This is a genomic window from Alcaligenes sp. YSL9, assembly GCF_030515105.1.
GTDB lineage: Bacteria > Pseudomonadota > Gammaproteobacteria > Burkholderiales > Burkholderiaceae_B > Alcaligenes > Alcaligenes phenolicus.
The window spans coordinates 1,255,822-1,274,025 of record NZ_JALXJU010000001.1; the positions used below are offsets into that span (position 1 = coordinate 1,255,822).

At 57.1% G+C, this 18,204-nt stretch carries 21 protein-coding genes; 4 read left to right on the forward strand and 17 right to left on the reverse strand.

Annotation, left to right across the window (positions count from 1 at the left end; translation table 11 throughout):
- Window positions 1–4 precede the first annotated feature (4 nt).
- The 14 genes from pgsA to orn form a co-directional block, all read right to left on the reverse strand.
- Window positions 5–577, reverse strand: coding sequence for a CDP-diacylglycerol--glycerol-3-phosphate 3-phosphatidyltransferase (pgsA, locus tag M2Q46_RS05835; RefSeq protein WP_026482947.1), 573 nt, complete (start codon window positions 575–577; stop codon window positions 5–7).
- A gap of 39 nt (window positions 578–616) precedes the next feature.
- On the reverse strand, window positions 617–2,440 hold the full coding sequence (uvrC, locus tag M2Q46_RS05840) for an excinuclease ABC subunit UvrC (protein WP_035272716.1): 1,824 nt from the start codon (window positions 2,438–2,440) through the stop codon (window positions 617–619).
- The gene (gene nagZ / locus M2Q46_RS05845) at window positions 2,403–3,458 is read right to left on the reverse strand and encodes a beta-N-acetylhexosaminidase (RefSeq protein ID WP_009455966.1); all 1,056 of its coding nucleotides are present in this window, start codon (window positions 3,456–3,458) and stop codon (window positions 2,403–2,405) included. Before nagZ ends, uvrC begins: the two co-directional genes overlap by 38 nt.
- Window positions 3,455–3,913 (reverse strand): holo-ACP synthase, encoded by a 459-nt coding sequence (gene acpS, locus M2Q46_RS05850; protein ID WP_060185274.1) that lies wholly within the window; start codon window positions 3,911–3,913, stop codon window positions 3,455–3,457. The genes nagZ and acpS overlap by 4 nt, the downstream gene beginning before the upstream one ends.
- 131 nt (window positions 3,914–4,044) lie before the next feature.
- Entirely contained in the window at window positions 4,045–5,358 is a 1,314-nt protein-coding gene (paaK, locus tag M2Q46_RS05855; RefSeq protein ID WP_009455971.1) for a phenylacetate--CoA ligase PaaK, read from the reverse strand.
- Window positions 5,359–5,432: 74 nt separating this feature from the next.
- A complete protein-coding gene (paaI, locus tag M2Q46_RS05860; RefSeq protein ID WP_009455979.1) occupies window positions 5,433–5,894 on the reverse strand; it encodes a hydroxyphenylacetyl-CoA thioesterase PaaI in 462 nt (153 codons plus the stop codon).
- Window positions 5,894–6,685, reverse strand: coding sequence for a 2-(1,2-epoxy-1,2-dihydrophenyl)acetyl-CoA isomerase PaaG (gene paaG / locus M2Q46_RS05865; protein ID WP_009455980.1), 792 nt, complete (start codon window positions 6,683–6,685; stop codon window positions 5,894–5,896). The genes paaI and paaG overlap by 1 nt, the downstream gene beginning before the upstream one ends.
- Window positions 6,686–6,699: 14 nt before the next feature.
- A complete protein-coding gene (gene paaN, locus M2Q46_RS05870) occupies window positions 6,700–8,364 on the reverse strand; it encodes a phenylacetic acid degradation protein PaaN (protein WP_022983271.1) in 1,665 nt (554 codons plus the stop codon).
- Window positions 8,365–8,447: 83 nt separating this feature from the next.
- Entirely contained in the window at window positions 8,448–9,530 is a 1,083-nt protein-coding gene (gene paaE, locus M2Q46_RS05875; protein ID WP_009455981.1) for a 1,2-phenylacetyl-CoA epoxidase subunit PaaE, read from the reverse strand.
- Between the two features lie 4 nt (window positions 9,531–9,534).
- Entirely contained in the window at window positions 9,535–10,035 is a 501-nt protein-coding gene (gene paaD / locus M2Q46_RS05880) for a 1,2-phenylacetyl-CoA epoxidase subunit PaaD (protein WP_009455982.1), read from the reverse strand.
- 5 nt (window positions 10,036–10,040) lie between these two features.
- On the reverse strand, window positions 10,041–10,805 hold the full coding sequence (paaC, locus tag M2Q46_RS05885) for a 1,2-phenylacetyl-CoA epoxidase subunit PaaC (RefSeq protein ID WP_035272706.1): 765 nt from the start codon (window positions 10,803–10,805) through the stop codon (window positions 10,041–10,043).
- 8 nt (window positions 10,806–10,813) lie between these two features.
- Window positions 10,814–11,098, reverse strand: coding sequence for a 1,2-phenylacetyl-CoA epoxidase subunit PaaB (gene paaB / locus M2Q46_RS05890; RefSeq protein WP_003799192.1), 285 nt, complete (start codon window positions 11,096–11,098; stop codon window positions 10,814–10,816).
- A 94-nt stretch (window positions 11,099–11,192) separates the two neighbouring features.
- A complete protein-coding gene (gene paaA, locus M2Q46_RS05895; protein WP_009455984.1) occupies window positions 11,193–12,185 on the reverse strand; it encodes a 1,2-phenylacetyl-CoA epoxidase subunit PaaA in 993 nt (330 codons plus the stop codon).
- A 286-nt stretch (window positions 12,186–12,471) separates the two neighbouring features.
- Window positions 12,472–13,017 carry an oligoribonuclease gene (gene orn / locus M2Q46_RS05900; RefSeq protein ID WP_009455985.1) on the reverse strand — a complete coding sequence of 182 codons (546 nt, stop codon included), beginning with the start codon at window positions 13,015–13,017 and terminating at the stop codon, window positions 12,472–12,474.
- A 43-nt stretch (window positions 13,018–13,060) separates the two neighbouring features.
- On the opposite strand from orn, the gene M2Q46_RS05905 reads away from it, so the two are divergent.
- Complete coding sequence (locus M2Q46_RS05905) at window positions 13,061–14,308, forward strand: M48 family metallopeptidase (RefSeq protein ID WP_115633856.1); 1,248 nt, start codon at window positions 13,061–13,063, stop codon at window positions 14,306–14,308.
- On the forward strand, window positions 14,305–15,204 hold the full coding sequence (rsgA, locus tag M2Q46_RS05910; RefSeq protein ID WP_115633857.1) for a ribosome small subunit-dependent GTPase A: 900 nt from the start codon (window positions 14,305–14,307) through the stop codon (window positions 15,202–15,204). Before M2Q46_RS05905 ends, rsgA begins: the two co-directional genes overlap by 4 nt.
- Window positions 15,205–15,282: 78 nt before the next feature.
- On the opposite strand, the gene M2Q46_RS05915 is transcribed toward rsgA, so the two are convergent.
- Both M2Q46_RS05915 and rplS read right to left on the reverse strand, forming a co-directional pair.
- Window positions 15,283–15,954: a CoA pyrophosphatase gene (locus M2Q46_RS05915; protein WP_052159464.1), complete on the reverse strand. Its 672-nt coding sequence runs from the start codon at window positions 15,952–15,954 to the stop codon at window positions 15,283–15,285.
- A 153-nt stretch (window positions 15,955–16,107) separates the two neighbouring features.
- Window positions 16,108–16,482: a 50S ribosomal protein L19 gene (rplS, locus tag M2Q46_RS05920; protein WP_003799181.1), complete on the reverse strand. Its 375-nt coding sequence runs from the start codon at window positions 16,480–16,482 to the stop codon at window positions 16,108–16,110.
- Between the two features lie 272 nt (window positions 16,483–16,754).
- On the opposite strand from rplS, the gene M2Q46_RS05925 reads away from it, so the two are divergent.
- Complete coding sequence (locus tag M2Q46_RS05925; protein WP_035272700.1) at window positions 16,755–17,030, forward strand: lipoate protein ligase C-terminal domain-containing protein; 276 nt, start codon at window positions 16,755–16,757, stop codon at window positions 17,028–17,030.
- Window positions 17,027–17,797: a biotin/lipoate A/B protein ligase family protein gene (locus M2Q46_RS05930; protein ID WP_302356899.1), complete on the forward strand. Its 771-nt coding sequence runs from the start codon at window positions 17,027–17,029 to the stop codon at window positions 17,795–17,797. The genes M2Q46_RS05925 and M2Q46_RS05930 overlap by 4 nt, the downstream gene beginning before the upstream one ends.
- Window positions 17,798–17,828: 31 nt before the next feature.
- On the opposite strand, the gene M2Q46_RS05935 is transcribed toward M2Q46_RS05930, so the two are convergent.
- Window positions 17,829–18,023 (reverse strand): hypothetical protein, encoded by a 195-nt coding sequence (locus M2Q46_RS05935; RefSeq protein WP_026482961.1) that lies wholly within the window; start codon window positions 18,021–18,023, stop codon window positions 17,829–17,831.
- Window positions 18,024–18,204 lie beyond the last annotated feature (181 nt).

An 18,204-nucleotide genomic window follows, 5' to 3' on the forward strand; every position in this document is an offset into this window, starting at 1 on the left:
TATCTTAGAGCTGCTTTTTCTTGATTTCCGGCCAGGCCTTCTGCAAGTAATAGCACATGGACCAGACCGTGAGAACCGCGGCCACAATAATCAGGGCTTGCCCAATAATCCGTGTCGGCAGGCCCATGACAGGCGACCAGTACAACAAACAAGGAATGGCAACCATTTGCGCGGCGGTTTTGAATTTACCCAAGCGATGAACTGCCACACTACCACTGGCACCAATCTTGGCCATCCATTCCCGCAATGCCGAAATGGTGATTTCACGGCCAATAATAATCAGGGCGATAAAAGCATCCACACGGCCCAGATCCAGCAAGACCAGCAAAGCGGCACTGACCATGAGCTTGTCCGCAACCGGGTCCAGGAAGGCCCCGAATGAGGACGTCTGGTTCCAGCGGCGAGCCAGCCAGCCGTCAAACCAATCCGTTGCGGCGGCCACGATAAACACCGAAGCGGCCCACAGATCGCGGGTTTCCATGCTCAGCCAATCCGCTGGCAGATAAAACAGGGCGACGATCAAGGGGATCAGAACGATGCGAAGCCACGTCAGGGCTATGGGCAGATTAAAAGGCATAGCTTGGATACCAACCTAATTTAAAACAAAGGCTCTCGCCTATCGTAAAGCATGATAAATGCGTTCGGCCAGTTCAGTGGATATTCCATCAACCGCACTAAGCTCATCAATACTTGCGTCCGCAACGCCACTAAAACCACCAAAGCGAGCCAGCAGACGCTGACGCCGTTTGGCGCCAATCCCGTCAATATCTTCCAGGCGTGACACATTGCGCGTTTTGGCACGTTGGGCACGCATGCCCGTAATGGCAAAACGGTGCGCTTCGTCACGCACCTGAGCGACCAGCATCAGTGCCGCCGACTCCACACCCAAAGCCACAGGCGGGCGATCATCGGCAAATACCAGGGTTTCCAGACCTACTTTACGCTTTTCACCCTTGGCAACGCCGACCAGGACGTGAATATCCAGGCCCAGTTCCACAAAAACCTGGCGGGCAATTTCCACCTGACCCTTGCCACCGTCGATCAACACAATGTCGGGCAAAGGTGCCAAACCTTCGGCAACCCGCGAGAAACGTCGGTTCAGCACCTGGCGCATGGCCGCATAATCATCGCCGGGCGTGATGCCTGCAATGTTGTAGCGGCGATAAAGCGAGTTCTGCATCTCGTGGTGTTTATAAACCACACAGGAGGCTTGGGTGGCCTCCCCTGCTGTATGGCTGATATCGAAACATTCAATGTGCAGGGTATCAAGCTGGGCCTCATCCAAATCCAGTTGCAGGGCTTCGGCCAGGGCTCGGGTACGGTCAGCACGAGCGGTGGATTCGCTCAGCACACGGGCCAAGGCCAGGCCGGCATTCTTGGTGGCCTGCTCCAGCCAGATCTTGCGTACCCCTTGGGGGCGCACCACCACACGCGCCTTCACACCGGTTTGCTCAGCCAGCAATGGCATCAGGTCTGCATCAGGCAAAGCGTGCGAACAGACCAGAACCGGCGGCATGCGGCGCTCCAGATAGTGCTGGGCGATAAACGCGGCCAGCACATCACTAGGGGTGTCATCGTTGATTTGGGTGGGGAAGAAAGCACGGTCCCCCAGGTGACGGCCGCCACGCACCATGGCCAGGTTCACACAGAACTTACCACCGGCGTTCAGCACCACAATAATGTCTACGTCTTCCTTGCCCACCTGCTCCATGCTTTGCTGCTGCAGTACGGCGGACAGGGCTTTCATCTGGTCGCGCAAAATCGCTGCCTGCTCGAAATCCAGCGAGTCCGAAGCCTGCATCATGCGCTCTTGCAGCTCGCCCAGAATTTCAGAGGTATTCCCGTCCAGAAAGCTGATGGCGCGCTGCACATCCAGCTGATACTGCTCGGGCGCGATCAAGTTCACACAGGGGGCCGAACAGCGCCCGATCTGATGCAGCAAACAGGGACGGCTGCGGTTGGCGTAAACGCTGTCTTCACAGGTCCGCAAACGAAACACCCGTTGCAGAATCTGAATGGTTTCACGCACCGCCCAGGAGTTGGGATAAGGGCCGAAAAAATGCCCTTTCCCGCTGGTACTGCCCCGGTAATAGGCAATACGCGGCGCCTGGTGGGCGCTGATCATCAGGTAGGGGTAGGACTTGTCGTCCCGGAAAAGAATGTTGTAGCGCGGCCGCAGGCGCTTGATAAGGTTATTTTCCAGCAGCAAGGCCTCGGCCTCGCTGCGGGTAACGGTTACCTCGATGCGCGCGACGCGCGCCACCATATGGGCAATACGGGGGCTGCTCAGCGTTTTCTGGAAGTACGAGCTGACACGGCGCTTGAGATCACGCGCCTTGCCCACATACAGTACCTCGCCCTGTTCGTCGATATGCCGGTACACGCCCGGCAGATTCGGCAAATCAGACAGAAAGGATTTTAGATTGAAGTCCGCGGGCATATTGATAGTGTTCATCCGCTTGCAAAGCGTCCCAATCCAAGGCTGGCGTCGTCGGCATCAGACGACGGATGCGATTTTGTGATTCCTCGGAAATCGTGAAATCCAGGCGCGAGAGCAGATCGTCGGCCAGATCGGGACGATTGCATACCAGCACCATGTCACAACCGGCACCCAGGGCAGCCTGAGCACGTGCCAGGATATCGCCCACGACAGTGGCGCCTTCCATGGTCAGGTCGTCGGAAAAAATCACGCCGTCATAAGCCAGGGCCTTGCGCAGCACACGCTGAATCCAGTATGACGAAAAGCCGGCTGGCAGCGGGTCCACTTTGGAATAAATCACGTGTGCCGGCATCACCGAAGGTAGCTGCAAGGTGCCCAGCCAGCCATAAGGAGCGGCATCCTCGTCCAGAATCTCTTCCAGCGTACGGTCGTCAACGGGAATCTCGTGATGCGAATCTGCCTCTACGCCGCCATGGCCAGGAAAGTGCTTGCCGCAGGCAGCCATACCGGCCTTGTTCAGACCACGTATCAAGCCAGCCGCCAACATGGAGACGGCACGGGGATTACGGTGGAAAGAGCGATCACCAATCACCTTGCTGACACCCCAGTCCAGATCCAGTACCGGCGTAAAGCTCATATCCACGCCGCAAGCGCGCAGCTCGGCCGCCAGCACATAGCCCGTATCGGCGGCAACAGCAGCGGCCTTGACCGCATCGCGCGTCCACAGTTGCCCCAACTGGCTCATGGCGGGCAGCGTGGTAAAGCCATCCTCGCGGAAACGCTGTACCCGCCCCCCCTCGTGGTCCACGGCGATCAGCAAAGGCTCATCCCGCGCTTCGTGAATGGACTGGCACAGGGCGGTCAGCTGAGCACGATTTTCAAAGTTGCGGCTGAACAGGATTACGCCACCGACCAGAGGGTGACGCAGGCGCTCACGCTCCTGATCCGTCAGGACCATGCCCTGCACGTCCACCATGACCGGGCCCGGAGGCAGCACTGCTTGCGAGGAAGAACTCATTTAGTATCAGACTCAGCTAAGGATAAGGAAGGAATGGCAGGCGCTTTGGCTTCCAGCACCACAAAGGCCATGGCCATATCGGATTCATCTGTCAGGGAAATATGAACGGCCCCGAAGCGGGCGTCAAACCAGTCTTGCAAATCAGCAGACAGGCGCACTACCGGGCGGCCACCAGGCGCGTTCAAGGTTTGCATGCGTGACCAGGCCATAGGCATGCGCATGCCCAGCCCCACCGCTTTGGAAAAAGCCTCCTTGGCTGCGAAGCGGGTGGCCAGATAGCGCAGGCCGCGCACCGGGTCGCGTGCCTGACGGCGGGCATAGACCTCTCGCTCCTGCTCGCCCAGAATGCGCTTTACAAAGCGATCACCATGACGAGCCAAGGCGCGCTCGATCCGCTCGATACGGATCAGGTCGGTGCCGATGCCGGCAATCAAACCGGACGGTATTGGGGGCATGATGTCATCAGAAAAGATACTGCAAAAGCGGCCTGGGCCGCCTACCAGCTTGCAATGATACCGTGAGAGCGCAGAATACAAAAACGGCCCTGCCAGAGCAGAGCCGTTTTTTTGACGTCAACACGCCAGACTTAGAACGCGCGCTTGTCGATCACACGTTTGGCTTTGCCCGTCACGGTACGCTCGACCATGCCGGAAGACTGCACACGAATTCGTGCGCTGACACCGATAAAGGTCTTGATGGAGTGGCTCAGACGACGGGCCATTTGCTCACGCTCGGCGTCGTTCAGGTGATTGAACTCGGGACGCACTTCAACCAGAATTTCCAGTTCGTCCATATTGCCGTTACGGCTCAATACCAACTGATACTGGGCGGCCAGCTCGGGCATCTTCAGAACCAGTTCTTCGACCTGGGTCGGGAACAGGTTCACGCCACGCACAATGACCATATCGTCGCTGCGGCCCGTAATCTTGCCAATACGGCGCATGCTGCGCGAAGTGGGCGGCAACAGTTGTGTCAGGTCGCGAGTGCGGTAGCGAATGACGGGCATGGCTTCCTTGCTCAGCGAGGTAAAGACCAGTTCACCACTTTCACCCTCAGCCACAGGCTCGCCGGTTTCAGGGTTGATGATTTCGGGGTAGAAATGGTCTTCCCATACCACTGGGCCGTCCTTGCTTTCCACACACTCCATGGCAACGCCCGGGCCCATCACTTCGGACAGACCGTAGATGTCCACGGCGTCAATGCCAGCGCGCTGCTCAATATCCAGACGCATCTGGCCGGTCCAGGGCTCGGCACCAAAAATACCGATACGCAAGGAGGTATCGCGGGGGTCCATGCCCTGGCGCTCGATCTCTTCGACGATATTGCAGAAGTACGAGGGGGTAACCAGAATCACGTCGGGACGGAAATCCTGAATCAACTGAACTTGTTTTTCAGTCTGACCACCGGACATGGGAACCACAGTACAACCCAGGCGCTCGGCACCGTAGTGCGCACCCAGACCGCCAGTGAACAGGCCGTAGCCGTAAGCCACGTGGGCAATATCACCGGGGCGGGCACCGGCCGCCCACATGGAACGGGCAAACAGATCGGCCCAGGTGGAGATGTCATTGGCGGTATAGCCCACCACGGTTGGCTTGCCCGTGGTGCCACTGGAAGCATGCACGCGTGCTACCTGTTCACGGGGAACCGCAAACATCTTGAAGGGGTAGTTGTCACGCAGGTCCTGCTTGGTCGTGAAAGGGAACTTGGAAATGTCCGACAACTGCTTCAAGTCGTCGGGGTGCACGCCCGCTTCGTCAAATTTCTGCCGATAGTGCGGCACATTCTCGTAAGCATGCTTTAGCGTCCATTTCAGACGCTCCAGTTGCAAGTTGCGGATTTCGTCAACACTTGCATGCTCAATGGCATCGCGGCCAACCTGTTCTTTAATTGCTGTCATGGTGTACTCCTGCCCTGCCGCTGGTGTGGTACTTCCGACCCCCCCGGGTCTACAGGGTATGTATCGTCAAAAAATTATTTTTTTTCAATCCCGCCCAGTACCGTGCCATTCAGCCGGTACGAGCGCCCACGGAACAAGGCAACGCGCTTGTTGTTCTGGTTGACCACCTCGATGTCATACACCCCGGTGCGACCGGCCAGGGAGGCCTCGACCGCACGAGCGGTCAGGACGTCCCCTTCAAAGGCAGGAGCCAGGTAATCGATAGTGCAGCCGGACGCAACAGTCGGTGCATTGCGAGAATTGCAGGCAAACGCAAAGGTGCTGTCAGCCAACGCAAAAATGAAACCACCGTGACAGGTCTTGTGCCCGTTGAGCATGTCGGCGCGCACCGTCATGCTCATGTCGGCCTTGCCCGGTGCCACGCTATCCAGGCTCAGGCCCAACGCCTGAGATGCCTGGTCATTGCCATACATATGGTCACTGACCTGCTCGGCCAGTGCTTGTGGGTCTTCAACAGCCATTGCGTTGCTTTGCATTACTTTCCTTTAAATTGGGGGGCACGCTTGCCCAGGAATGCATTAACACCCTCGCGGTAATCCTCGGATGCACCCAGTTCACGCATCAAGTCGCGCTCCAGATCCAACTGTTGATCAAGCGAATGGGCATCACTGGCATAAATCGCTTTCTTGGCGTAAGCCAGACCTTTGGTCGGTGCCTGCGCAAAATGGGCAGCCAGTTCGTTCAGGCGAGCCTGGAAAGCGTCATCGTCCACGCATTCCCAGATCAGGCCCCACTGCGCTGCCTGCTCGGCCGAGAGCTTGTCACCCAGCAAAGACAGGCCCATCGCGCGTGCCGTGCCCACCAGACGAGGCAGGAAGAAGGTACCGCCAGTGTCAGGCAGCAAGCCCAGGCGGCAGAATGGCTGGATGAAGCTGGCCGAACGAGTGGCGATCACGATGTCGCCGGCCAGAGCCAGGTTCGCGCCAGCACCGGCGGCCACACCATTGACACCCACCACCACAGGGGCCGCCAGCGCACGCAGACGGCGCACCAGCGGTGCGTAGAATTTTTCAATGGTGGCACCCAGATCCACGGGGGCATCGCCCGCGCTCATCTGACGCTCGGACAGGTCCTGGCCGGCGCAAAAGCCACGGCCATTACCGGTCAGAATCAGCACACGCAGATCCGCGCACTGTTCCACTTTATCCAGAGCCTGAGCCAGCTCGCCGTGCATATCGGCCGTGAAGCTGTTGAGCTTGTCGGGACGATTCAAGGTAATGCGTGCTACGCCATTTTCCAGCTGAAATTGAATACTTTGGTCAGTCACCTGGCCACCCTCCTTTAGAAATGCCAGCGAGTCTGAACGACACGGAAGCGGTTAGCAACATAGGCCGAATCCGACAGGGATGCGTTGGCTGCCGGGTTGGCGCCAGTGCCGTGGAAGTCGCTATAGGCTGCGGTCTGGTTAATGAACACAGCGCCGGTCAGGTTCAGGGACAGGGATACGCCGGAACGCTCGGCCATGCGCTGAATCTTGGCGGTCACGGCATCATCGGTGCTGTAAGCCGACAAGGTCAGTGCGCCGTGCTCGATCACGTTGCGACCTGCTACTTCAATGCTTTGCTCGGTCGAATCGGTTTGCACCACAAAAACGATGGGGCCGAACCATTCTTGTTGAATCTCGGGCTGATCCACACGGGCCTGCAAGACCAGCGGTGTACGTACGCGGGCACCGGGGAATGCGGGGTGTTCCAGCGTCTGGCTATCAGCCAGGATAGGCATGCCCAATTGGCGAGCCTGATCAATACGCTGTGCGCAGGCTTCGTTTTGCACGGCACCCGTAATTTCAACGGCACGGGCCGGATCGGACACCAGCTTTTGCACTGCCTGGGCCAGACCTTGAGCCACTTCGTCAAAGCTCATCACGCCATCGGCAGTACGGATACCGTCACGAGGCACGTAAATGTTTTGAGGGGCGGTACACATCTGGCCGGAGTACAGCGCAAAGGAGAACGCCAGGTTGCGGGCAACCGCCTTGAAATCCTCAACCGAATCAATAATCACCTGATTCACACCAGCTTTTTCGGTGTAGACCAAGGCGTGGCGAGCATTTTCTTCCAACCAGTTGCCGTTCTGGCTGCTGCCGGTAAAGTCGATCAGCTTGACGGCCTTGTTCAGTGCCAATTGCTGGGCGGTGTCTTCCGATGGCTCGTGAGCGGCCAGCAAGACCACATTAGGATTGAAACCGGCTTCGGCCAGCACTTCGCGGGCGACAGCAACGGTAATGGCCAGAGGCAGAATCGCGCCAGGGTGCGGCTTCACAATTACGGTGTTACCGGTTGCCAGCGAGGCAAACAGACCGGGGTAACCGTTCCAGGTCGGGAAGGTGGAGCAACCAATCACCAGACCAATGCCACGGGGCACGACTTTGAACTGTTTCTTCATCTGGATGGGATCGTGCTTGCCCTGGGGCTTGATCCAGTCAACCAGACCGGGGATACGGGACATTTCCTGCCAGGCGTAGGCCACGGCTTCCAGCGCACGCTCCTGGGCGTGAGGGCCACCGGCCTGGAAGGCCATCATGAAGCCCTGACCCGTGGTGTGCTGCACAGCGTGAGCGATCTCGAAGCTGCGCTGATTCAAGCGATGCAGGATTTCCAGGCAAATGCCAACCCAGGCTTGCGGGCCAGCATCGCGCCAGCTGTCCAGCGCCAGTTGCGACTGAGCCAGCAATTGGTCCACCGGCACTTTGGGGTAGCTAATGCCCAGATCAAAACCAAAAGGCGATTGCTCGTTGCCGACTTCACCTTGTGCGCCTTCCAGCGTCAAGGGAAAGGCTTTGCCACGGTAGGCTTCAAAAGCAGCCTGACCATCCTGAGCCGCGGTTTCACCGTAGGCGCGCGGGCTGGGATTTTCAGGATAAGCGCTCCAGAAGTTGCGCTCCAGAATACTGCTCAAAGCCTGATCCAGCGTTGCCTGATGCGTCTTGAAAAAATCTGCTGCCATACAATGTGCTCCTGAAACTAGTAGGACGCCAAGCTGGGAAGCTGGCGTCCAGATTCTTGAAAAACCGCTATGTTGCTGCGGTCTTAGGTTTCCTGATCGAAGTCAATCACCACCCGGTCGGTAACCGGAAAGCTTTGGCAACTGAGCACGAAACCGCGGGCTACTTCGTAATCTTCCAATGCAAAGTTGGCGTCCATGTCCACTTCGCCCTCTACCACTTTGCAACGGCAGGTAGAACAAACCCCACCTTTACAGGAGTAAGGCAATTCCAGCCCTTGCTCCAGTGCCGCGTCCAGAATGCTGCTGTTGCTTTTGCTGATAGTCAGGTTGCGGGTAATGCCGTCCTGAATCACGGTCAGCTCGCACTCTTCCTTGCCCGGAGCCTTGCGCGACTCTTCGCCCGTACGCAGTGCACGTGGGCCTTTGGGAGCGCCGAACAGCTCGAACTTGATCTGGGATTTTTCCAGGCCGTTTTCCTGCAAGGCAGCAACCACCTGCTCGCTCATGTCCTGGGGACCACACACAAAGGCCACGTCCACACTGGCCGGGTCAAACCATTGCTGCATCAGCTGGCGCACTTTTTCGCCATCCAGACGGCCGTTGAACAGGTCGATATCCTGCGTTTCCCGGCTCATGATATACACGATGGAGAAACGTTCCATATAGGTGTTTTTCAGGTCCTCGATCTCTTCGCGGAACATGATGGCCGAGGAAGCACGGTTACCGAAAAACAGCGTGAAAGTGGACTTGGGCTCGGTATCCAGCGCGGTTTTTACCAGCGACAGAATCGGCGTAATGCCGCTACCGACCGCAAAGGCGGCGTAACGGTGAGCCTGGCTGGGATCAAAGTCCACGGTGAAGTTGCCATCAGGCGGCATCACTTCCAGGGTGGCGCCCGCTTCCAGATGACTATTGGCCCAGGTGGAGAAAGCGCCATCATTCACACGCTTGATCGCCACGCGCAGCAACCGATCGTGCGGAGCCGCACAGATCGAGTAGGAGCGGCGCAATTCCTGGCCATCCAGGTGAGTGCGCAAGGTCAGGTACTGACCGGGACGAAACTGAAACACATCCTGCAAATCCTCGGGCACGGTAAAGGCCACCACCACGGCGTCGCGGGTGCTGCGGGAGACCGAAGCCACAGGAAGAGAATAAAACTGACTCATAGGACTAATGCGCCTTAAAGTAATCGAATGGTTCACCGCAGCTGATGCAGCGATACAGCGCTTTACAGGGTGTGGAGCCAAACTGGCTGATCACCCGTGTATGCGTGGAGCCGCATTGAGGACAGGCCACCACGGGCGCCTCGGGCTGACGCAGCAAACCAGAAATATCAACCGCACTTTGGGCCGGAGGAGCGATACCGTAGTCGCGCAAGGCCAGCTTGCCCTGCTCGCTCATCCAATCGGTCGTCCAGGCCGGTGACAACTTGGTATCCACCCGAACCTGCTCGATACCGGCCTGTTGCAAGGCCTGTTCAATCGAGTGGCTCATTTCGTACATCGCCGGACAACCGGAGTAGGTCGGTGTGATGGTGACCACACACACGTCCTGTTCCCAACTCACGTCACGCACAATGCCCAGGTCCAGCAGGGAGATCACGGGGATCTCCGGATCTGGAACCGTGGCCAGCACTTGCATGACCTGCTCGGTGCTCCAGGTCTGTGTCATGGCGATCACCAAGTGGCGTCAGGATACATACGTGGCAGGTGCTGCATTTCTGCCAACAGAAACCCTAACGCTTCCGTGTGACGGCCTTGCGGACCACCACGGTAGGCCTTGTGCTGAGCATCCTGCTCGGCCGGGCAACGCAAGGTGGCGCGCTCCAGCGCATTCTGGATGTACTCCAGGCAAGGCTGCCACAGGCTGGCCATCAAAGGCACAGCCTGACGCTGAGCCAGTTCCTCAGTGACCTCGTCATCCAGGAACAGCTCACCCAGGTAGAACCAGGCATCATCAATGGCTTTTTGCATGCGCTTGTGGCTTTCAGGGGTGCCATCACCCAGGCGCACGATCAAGTCGGTCGAGCGGCGCAGGTGATACAGCACTTCTTTATGTGCCTTCTGGGCAATCTCGCGAATCTGCTCGTCGCTGGATTCGATCAACTGCTCCAGCAGGAAGCAATGCCAGGCATCAAACAGGAACTGACGTGCCAGCGTGTCGCCGTAGTGACCATTCTCACGCTCCACCAACAAGTAGTTGGTGTACTCGTGGACGTCTCGGTGATAGGCCAGACGATCTTCGTCCCGGCCCTGACCTTCGGTCTCACCTGCCAGTGTCAGCCACATACGGGCCTGACCCAGCAAGTCCAGTGCCGTATTGGCACAGGCCAGTTCTTCTTCCAGAGCCGGGCCGTGGCCAGTCCACTCACCCAGGCGCTGAGCCAGCACCAGGGTGGAATCACCCATGCGCAGGGCGTAGGAAAACAAAGCTTTGTCCATACCAGTTCCTACATATTGATGCCGTCAGGCATGGGGAAAAACGTAGGGTGACGGTAGACCTTGGTGTTGGATGGCTCGAACAGCGGGCCTTTGTCACCAGGGCTGGAAGCAGCGATATCAGCTGCACGTACGACCCAGATGCTCACGCCTTCGTTACGGCGGGTGTAAACATCACGGGCATTGTTGATGGCCATTTCGGCGTCCGGAGCATGCAGGCTGCCTACGTGCTTGTGGGCCAAGCCATGCTGGCTGCGAATGAAAACTTCCCACAGGGGCCAATCGTTCTTGCTCATAACTGAAAATTCCTTGCTGTGCAGCGGCGCTGTCAAAGCGCCTGCTGCGAATCGGATCGAATCAGAAACCGTGCTGGTTTCCTAGCCTTCTTGATCAGGCCACCTTGCGGACGGCTTCCTGCTTTTGGGCATGTGCATCCAGTGCATCACGGAACCAGGCGCCGTTCTCGTGGGCCTGGACTCGGGCTTCGAGTCGCTCACGATTACAGGGACCATTACCCTTGATCACCGCCCAGAATTCTTCCCAGTCGATCTCGCCAAAGTCATAGTGACCGCGCTCTTCGTTCCAGCGCAGATCAGGGTCAGGAATGGTCAGACCCAGGTACTCGGCCTGAGGCACGGTCTGGTCCACCATCTTCTGGCGCAGTTCGTCGTTGGAGAACAGCTTGATCTTCCACTGCATGGACTGGGCGCTGTTGGTGGAGTCCGCATCCGAAGGACCGAACATCATCAGGGCAGGCCACCACCAGCGGTTGATGGAATCCTGAACCATGGCCTTTTGCTCCGGCGTACCGTGCAGGCACATCTGAATCAGCAAGTCGTAACCCTGGCGCTGGTGGAAGGACTCTTCCTTGCACACGCGCACCATGGCACGGGCATAAGGACCGTAGGAGCAGCGGCACAGCGGAATCTGGTTGATGATGGCCGAGCCATCGACCAGCCAGCCGATCATGCCGATATCAGCCCAGTTCAATGTTGGGTAGTTAAAAATACTGGAGTACTTGGCTTTGCCCGACAGCAGATCGTCGACCAGCTTGTCACGGCTTACGCCCAGCGTTTCGGCCGCGCTGTACAGGTACAGACCGTGACCGGCCTCGTCCTGCACCTTGGCCATCAAGATGGCTTTGCGCTTGAGCGAAGGGGCGCGGGTAATCCAGTTACCTTCGGGCAGCATCCCGACAACCTCGGAGTGTGCGTGCTGAGAAATCTGGCGAACCAAGGTTTTGCGATAGGCTTCGGGCATCCAGTCCCTGGCTTCGATGCGGACACCCTCATCGATGCGCTCTTGGAACCGACGCTCTTCGTCGGACATCTGCTCGATATCCTGGACCTGCTTGACGCCTGTCTCTACAAGTTGTGCATACATGACCATCCCCGGTAAGAGTGCAGAAAGCGCCCAAACAAATTTGTTTCGACGCAAACCATATACACTTCATTATTTAATACGAAAAATGTGATGTCAATCGTAAAACCGTATCATATGGCCTTGAAGCAGATACTTTAAGGGTAAATACTTAGACGTAAAAAAACCGAGGTGCGACAAATCGCTATCCTCGGTTTTGATCCTGCCAATGTGTCCCCGCCTACAGCTGCAGCACGCTCACGAACCTTGCCGGGACCCGCATCCCTTCCGCCCTGCCTGCCCTTCCCGTTTACAGACGGATGAAGTGCTCGCGGTAGTGTTTCAGCTCGTCAATGGACTCGTAAATATCGGCCAAGGCCTCGTGGCGGCTTTGCTTGACGAAACTTTTAACCACTTCAGGCTTCCAACGCAAAGCCAGTTCTTTCAGAGTGCTGACATCCAGATTGCGATAGTGGAAGAAAGCCTCCAGACGAGGCATGTAGCGGTACATGAAACGACGGTCCTGGCTGATGGTGTTGCCACACAGGGGCGACTTGCCAGCCGGTACGTGCTCTTTCAGGAATTCCAGCAACTGATCCTCGGCTTGCGCTTCGGTCAGGGTAGAAGCTTTGACCTTGTCGATCAGGCCGCTACGGCCATGCGTACCCTTGTTCCAGGCGTCCATGCCATCGAGCAATGCATTGCTTTGGTGAACCACCAGAACCGGGCCTTCCGCCACCAGAGTCAAGTCTGCTTCTGTTACCACGACCGCAACTTCGATGATGCGCTCTTTATCCGGATCCAGTCCTGTCATCTCCATATCGAGCCAGACCAGACGCTGTGTATGAACCGCCATATAATCATTCCTCAAAACGCCCATTTTACATATAGCCGCCTACATGCTGACTTTGTTGTTCATTATCTTTCTGCTTGCAGACGTTTTGCTGCGCTTTTATTTAGGCCTGCGGCAGATCCGGCACGTTTATCGTCATCAGAACGAGGTGCCGGCCGAGTTTTCCGAACGCATTGGCCTGCATAGCCATCAACGTGCGGCACGCTACACCATCGCACGCACCCGGCTGGGTTTAAGCGAGCGTCTGGTAGAGGCCCTGGTCTTGCTGGGCTTTACGCTGCTGGGCGGTCTGCAATGGCTGGATGTCACGCTGGGCAACTGGATCAGTCATGAACTGCTGCGTCAGCTAACCCTGATTGGCGCTGTCCTGGCGATTATGGGTGTCGTGGGCCTGCCTTTTGCCTGGTATCGCAAGTTTGTACTGGAAGCGCGCTTTGGTTTTAACCGCATGAAGCCTGCCCTGTTCTTTGCCGATACCGCCAAAACTCTGATCATCGTCCTGATTCTGGGTACACCCTTGTGTGCCGCCCTGCTCAGCCTGATGGATTGGGCAGGCCCTTCATGGCCCTGGTACGGCTGGGGTCTGTGGCTGGTTTTCAATCTGCTGGTGCTGTGGCTGTACCCGCGCGTTATCGCCCCCATTTTCAATACCTTCAAACCACTGGAAGATGCCAGCCTGCGTGAACGCATCAATGCCCTGGCACAGCGTTGCGGCTTTCAGACCAACGGCTTGTATGTGATGGATGGCTCGCGCCGCTCTGCCCATGGCAATGCATACTTCACCGGTCTGGGTCGCCAAAAGCGCATCGTGTTTTTTGATACCTTGCTGAACAAGCTGCAGCCCGAAGAAGTGGAAGCCGTGCTGGCGCATGAGCTGGGCCACTTCAAGCATCGCCATATCCAGCGCCGTCTGCTGATCAGCGTATTCACATCCCTGATCTTTTTTCTGCTGGCCGGCTGGGCCTGGGGCAAGGTGGGTTTTTATACCGGGCTGGGCGTGATTCCCCAGTTAGGTCGCCCCAACGACGCCCTGGCCCTGATCCTGTTCTTTATGGTGGTGCCTACCTTCACCTTCTGGATGGGCCCCTTGAGCGCCCTGCTCTCGCGCCGGGACGAATATCAGGCCGACAGCTTTGCCGCCCTGCACAGCCAGGCCCAGGACTTGATCAGCGCCTTGCTCAAGCTCTATAACGACAATGCCGCAACCTTGACGCCCGACCCTATGCACTCTGCCTTTTACGATAGCCACCCCAACGCGATTGATCGCATTCGACACCTGAAAAGCCTGGCATGACATCTAAATACATTAGCGGTCTGGTGACCGCCGCCCACGGTCGTCACTACTTTGTCGAACTGCCTGATGGCGAAACGATCAAGTGCTTCCCTCGTGGAAAAAAAGCCGGGATTGCAGTGGGCGATCAAGTCGATGTGTTGATGCAAGCCAAAGGGGAAGGCTCTATTGAGGCGGTGCAGGAACGGCGCAATCTGCTGTATCGCTCTGACGACTTCCGCACCAAGCAGTTTGCCGCCAATATTGATCAGCTTCTGATTGTGGTGGCACCGGAACCCGTGTACTCCGAAGACCTGCTGGGGCGTGCCCTGGTCGCGGCCTGGAGTGTGGATATTGAGCCGGTGATTATTCTGAACAAGGCCGATCTAAGCACCCACCTGGAACGGGCACGCACCAAGCTGGCCCCTATCGCCGCCCTGGGCGTCCCTATTCTGGAAATGGTGGCGCTGGAGCCAGAACAGACACGGGAAGCCCTGGCTCCCTGGCTGGCGAACAAGCGCACATTGCTGCTGGGGCAAAGTGGCATGGGTAAATCCACCCTGCTCAATGCCCTGGTCCCCGATGCCGGCGCGCTGACCCAGGAATACTCGCAAGCCTTGGGGGCGGGCCGACACACAACCACCAGCACCCGCCTGTATCACCTGCCCAATAGCGGCGACCTGATCGACAGCCCCGGCTTTCAAGCCTTTGGCCTGTCGCATATGACACAGGAAGATATTGCGCACGGCTTCCCCGATTTCCGAAAAGCGGTGGAGTCCTGCCGCTTTTATAACTGCACCCACAGGCATGAACCGGGCTGTGGCGTGCTGGCGGCCATCGAAGCAGGCAGCATTCACCCTGAACGGCACGCGCTATACCAGCGTTTGCTGGCCGAGCACGAAAACAAGCCACGCTATTAAGGGAACAAGGGGCAAAGCAAAACGCCCCTTTTTTGTGAAGGTGGGATACGCTGCAAAGCGCCCGCCTGTCAGGCCTGATTACAGGCCTTTGGCGTGAGTATCCCCACCGGCAGACAACTGCACCCAGGCAGCCGACAAGTGGTGGTAAAGATTACGGATCAAGACCGCCGTAGCACCCCAGATAAAGTACGGCCCCCAAGGGATGGAGAAGTAGTAACGCCCTGCCCCGTCCGGCAAATCGGCGTGATGCAATTGATGACGCTGCGGGTCCAGCAGGACCGACAAGGGCACTTCAAAGACCTCGGCCACTTCAGAGCTATCGGGCAACACCTGAAAACCCTCTTGCAGCTCGCCAATAATGGGGCGCATCGCAAACTGGGTACTGGTTACAAAAATAGGATGCTGACCCAGATAACGCACAAAGCGCGGCTCGATGCCGATCTCTTCCTGGGTTTCACGCAAGGCGGCTTCGACCGGCCCCAGATCCGAGGCTTCAATACGACCACCGGGAAAACTGATCTGCCCCGCATGATTGTGCAGGTGCATGGCCCGACGCGTAAAAATGACGGTGGGCCCTTCGGGGCGCTGCATCACGCCAATACAGACGGCGGAGCGCACATTCATGGAACCGGGCAAAAACTCTGGATAAAAGGAGCTGCGAAACAAAGGCTCGACCTGCCACTGTATGGGCTGGGCAAAAGCGCTACGCAGAAAATCCAGTTGCTGGGCCTGAGCAGGCAATTCAGGCAAAGAATCTAATGCAACCAGAGGCTGGCTGCGAGGGTCGAATCCAGGAACGATAACGGGCCTGATACGAGGCTTATCCATAAGAACTGGTATGTGATCCCACATAAAAACAAAGGCACCCGCCTGGGTGCCTTTGCATCGCTGTTCGCTTGGGAATTAGTTACCCGAACGACGAACGAGTTTTTCTTTGATGCGAGCGGCTTTACCCGAGCGATCGCGCAGATAGTACAGTTTAGCACGACGCACAGCGCCACGACGCTTGACTTCGATGCTGGCGATCTGAGGGGAATACAGCTGGAATGTACGCTCAACAGCTTCGCCCGAAGAAATCTTGCGAACGATGAAAGAAGAGTTCAGACCACGATTGCGACGGCCGATAACCACGCCTTCGTAAGCCTGGACACGCTTACGCGTACCTTCAACCACGTTTACGTTCACAACAACAGTGTCACCAGGACCGAACTCGGGAGGCAGCTTGCCACCGGTCAGGCGCTGGATTTCTTCTTGCTCAAGAATAGCGATCAAATCCACGATTGACTCCAAAACCATCGTATCAGCCACACACATTATAAAAATCGCGCTGACAGAGGATGAAAAAATGATTAGCCCATGATTCTATCAGCAAAAAGCCTGAATTACCAATCTTTTTGACTGATCGCAGCGTCGTTTCCCGGCGTTTAACTACGCTAAAATACGACACTTTGGGCACGGTGCCCCCGTATTAAACGCAGCAAAGGCGGAAATTTACTCGCTTCGCCCTCCCCTTGGCAAAAAGGGGCCGACCTTATCAAAGGACACAGTCTATGCATGCTGAATACAAAGTCCCTGGCGGCAAGCTGGTCGTGATCGATCTGGATGTCAAAGACCATATGATCGAACAAGCACGATTGAGCGGCGACTTTTTTCTGGAACCCCCCGAAGCACTGAGCCTGATCAACCAGGCCCTGCAGGGTCTGTCCGTCAACAGCAGTGCCGAAGAAATTGCGGCTCACGTTAGCCGCGCCCTGCCCAAGGACATTGAAATGTTCGGTCTGGACCCGCAAGCCATTGGCGTGGTCGTGCGGAGGGCCTTGGCATGATGAGCTGGAACGAGTTGCCCTGGGAACTGGTCCATATGGAGCCGCAACCCGCTGCCCTGCATATGGCCCTGGATGAAATCATCACCCAGGAAGTCAGTGAAGGCACCCGCGCCCCCACCCTGCGCATCTGGGAGTGGCAGGAAGCGGCAGTGGTGATTGGGCGTTTCCAGTCCTTGCGCAATGAAATTGAAGCCGAGGCAGCTGCCCGTCACGGTATACGCGTCGTGCGCCGTATCAGTGGCGGTGGTGCCATGTTCATCGAGCCAGGCAACACCATAACGTATTCGCTTAGCATACCCAAGCAGTTTGTAGCCGGCATGACGTTTCAGGAGTCCTACGAGTTTCTGGATTCCTGGGTGATCGAAGCCCTGCGCGAAATTGGTATTGATGCCTGGTACCAACCGCTGAACGACATTACCAGTGCTGGTGGAAAAATTGGCGGCGCCGCACAAGCACGCCGTGGCAATGCTGTCTTGCACCATGTGACCATGGCCTACGATATTGATGCTGACAAGATGCTGGAAGTCCTGCGCATCGGTAAGGAAAAACTCTCGGACAAAGGCACCACCAGCGCCAAGAAACGCGTGGACCCTATCCGCAGTCAAACCGGCATGAGCCGCGAGGCTGTGATTGAAGCCATGCTGGACGTGTTCCGCAAAAAGACGGCACTTCAACCCCGCACACTGGAAACACCCACACTGGAGCAGGCCGAAAAACTGGCACGCGACCGTTTCCTGTCAAACGACTGGACACAACTGGTGCCCTGATCGCCCCTTGGAACAGCACAAGGGCGTGGCCTTAAAACCCGCCCATGCTGCCCAACCACAACAAGCCAGGAATACTGGCACCCCACACGGCAACCAAACACACATCCATGACCTTGGCCTTGAAAGACAGAGGCTTGGTGAACGGACTGGACGAGGCTGCGGAACGGACTGGTCCACGGAAACGTGGAGTGGCTTGAGGACGGTAATGACGGCTTGGACTGGACATGGCTAACTCCGTTTACTGTTTTCTTATACAGTACTGTACTTAAAACCAGCATCGAGTGCAATTAGTACCTGCGCTGATGTTGCGCCTTGTCCACTGATGCGCTGAGCCCAAGCGAGAGCCGTCTACCTGAAAAGGCTGTACCCACAAAAAAGCCCTCGTGCCATAAGCAGGAGGGCTTTTT

Bases quoted from the DNA above. Each gene is read 5' to 3' on its own strand.
- pgsA (WP_026482947.1), bottom strand. From the start codon at position 577: ATGCCTTTTAATCTGCCCATAGCCCTGACGTGGCTTCGCATCGTTCTG.
- uvrC (WP_035272716.1), bottom strand. From the start codon at position 2,440: ATGCCCGCGGACTTCAATCTAAAATCCTTTCTGTCTGATTTGCCGAAT.
- nagZ (WP_009455966.1), bottom strand. From the start codon at position 3,458: ATGAGTTCTTCCTCGCAAGCAGTGCTGCCTCCGGGCCCGGTCATGGTG.
- acpS (WP_060185274.1), bottom strand. From the start codon at position 3,913: ATGCCCCCAATACCGTCCGGTTTGATTGCCGGCATCGGCACCGACCTG.
- paaK (WP_009455971.1), bottom strand. From the start codon at position 5,358: ATGACAGCAATTAAAGAACAGGTTGGCCGCGATGCCATTGAGCATGCA.
- paaI (WP_009455979.1), bottom strand. From the start codon at position 5,894: ATGCAAAGCAACGCAATGGCTGTTGAAGACCCACAAGCACTGGCCGAG.
- paaN (WP_022983271.1), bottom strand. From the start codon at position 8,364: ATGGCAGCAGATTTTTTCAAGACGCATCAGGCAACGCTGGATCAGGCT.
- paaE (WP_009455981.1), bottom strand. From the start codon at position 9,530: ATGAGTCAGTTTTATTCTCTTCCTGTGGCTTCGGTCTCCCGCAGCACC.
- paaD (WP_009455982.1), bottom strand. From the start codon at position 10,035: ATGACACAGACCTGGAGCACCGAGCAGGTCATGCAAGTGCTGGCCACG.
- paaC (WP_035272706.1), bottom strand. From the start codon at position 10,805: ATGGACAAAGCTTTGTTTTCCTACGCCCTGCGCATGGGTGATTCCACC.
- paaB (WP_003799192.1), bottom strand. From the start codon at position 11,098: ATGAGCAAGAACGATTGGCCCCTGTGGGAAGTTTTCATTCGCAGCCAG.
- paaA (WP_009455984.1), bottom strand. From the start codon at position 12,185: ATGTATGCACAACTTGTAGAGACAGGCGTCAAGCAGGTCCAGGATATC.
- orn (WP_009455985.1), bottom strand. From the start codon at position 13,017: ATGGCGGTTCATACACAGCGTCTGGTCTGGCTCGATATGGAGATGACA.
- M2Q46_RS05905 (WP_115633856.1), top strand. From the start codon at position 13,061: ATGCTGACTTTGTTGTTCATTATCTTTCTGCTTGCAGACGTTTTGCTG.
- rsgA (WP_115633857.1), top strand. From the start codon at position 14,305: ATGACATCTAAATACATTAGCGGTCTGGTGACCGCCGCCCACGGTCGT.
- M2Q46_RS05925 (WP_035272700.1), top strand. From the start codon at position 16,755: ATGCATGCTGAATACAAAGTCCCTGGCGGCAAGCTGGTCGTGATCGAT.
- M2Q46_RS05930 (WP_302356899.1), top strand. From the start codon at position 17,027: ATGATGAGCTGGAACGAGTTGCCCTGGGAACTGGTCCATATGGAGCCG.
- M2Q46_RS05935 (WP_026482961.1), bottom strand. From the start codon at position 18,023: ATGTCCAGTCCAAGCCGTCATTACCGTCCTCAAGCCACTCCACGTTTC.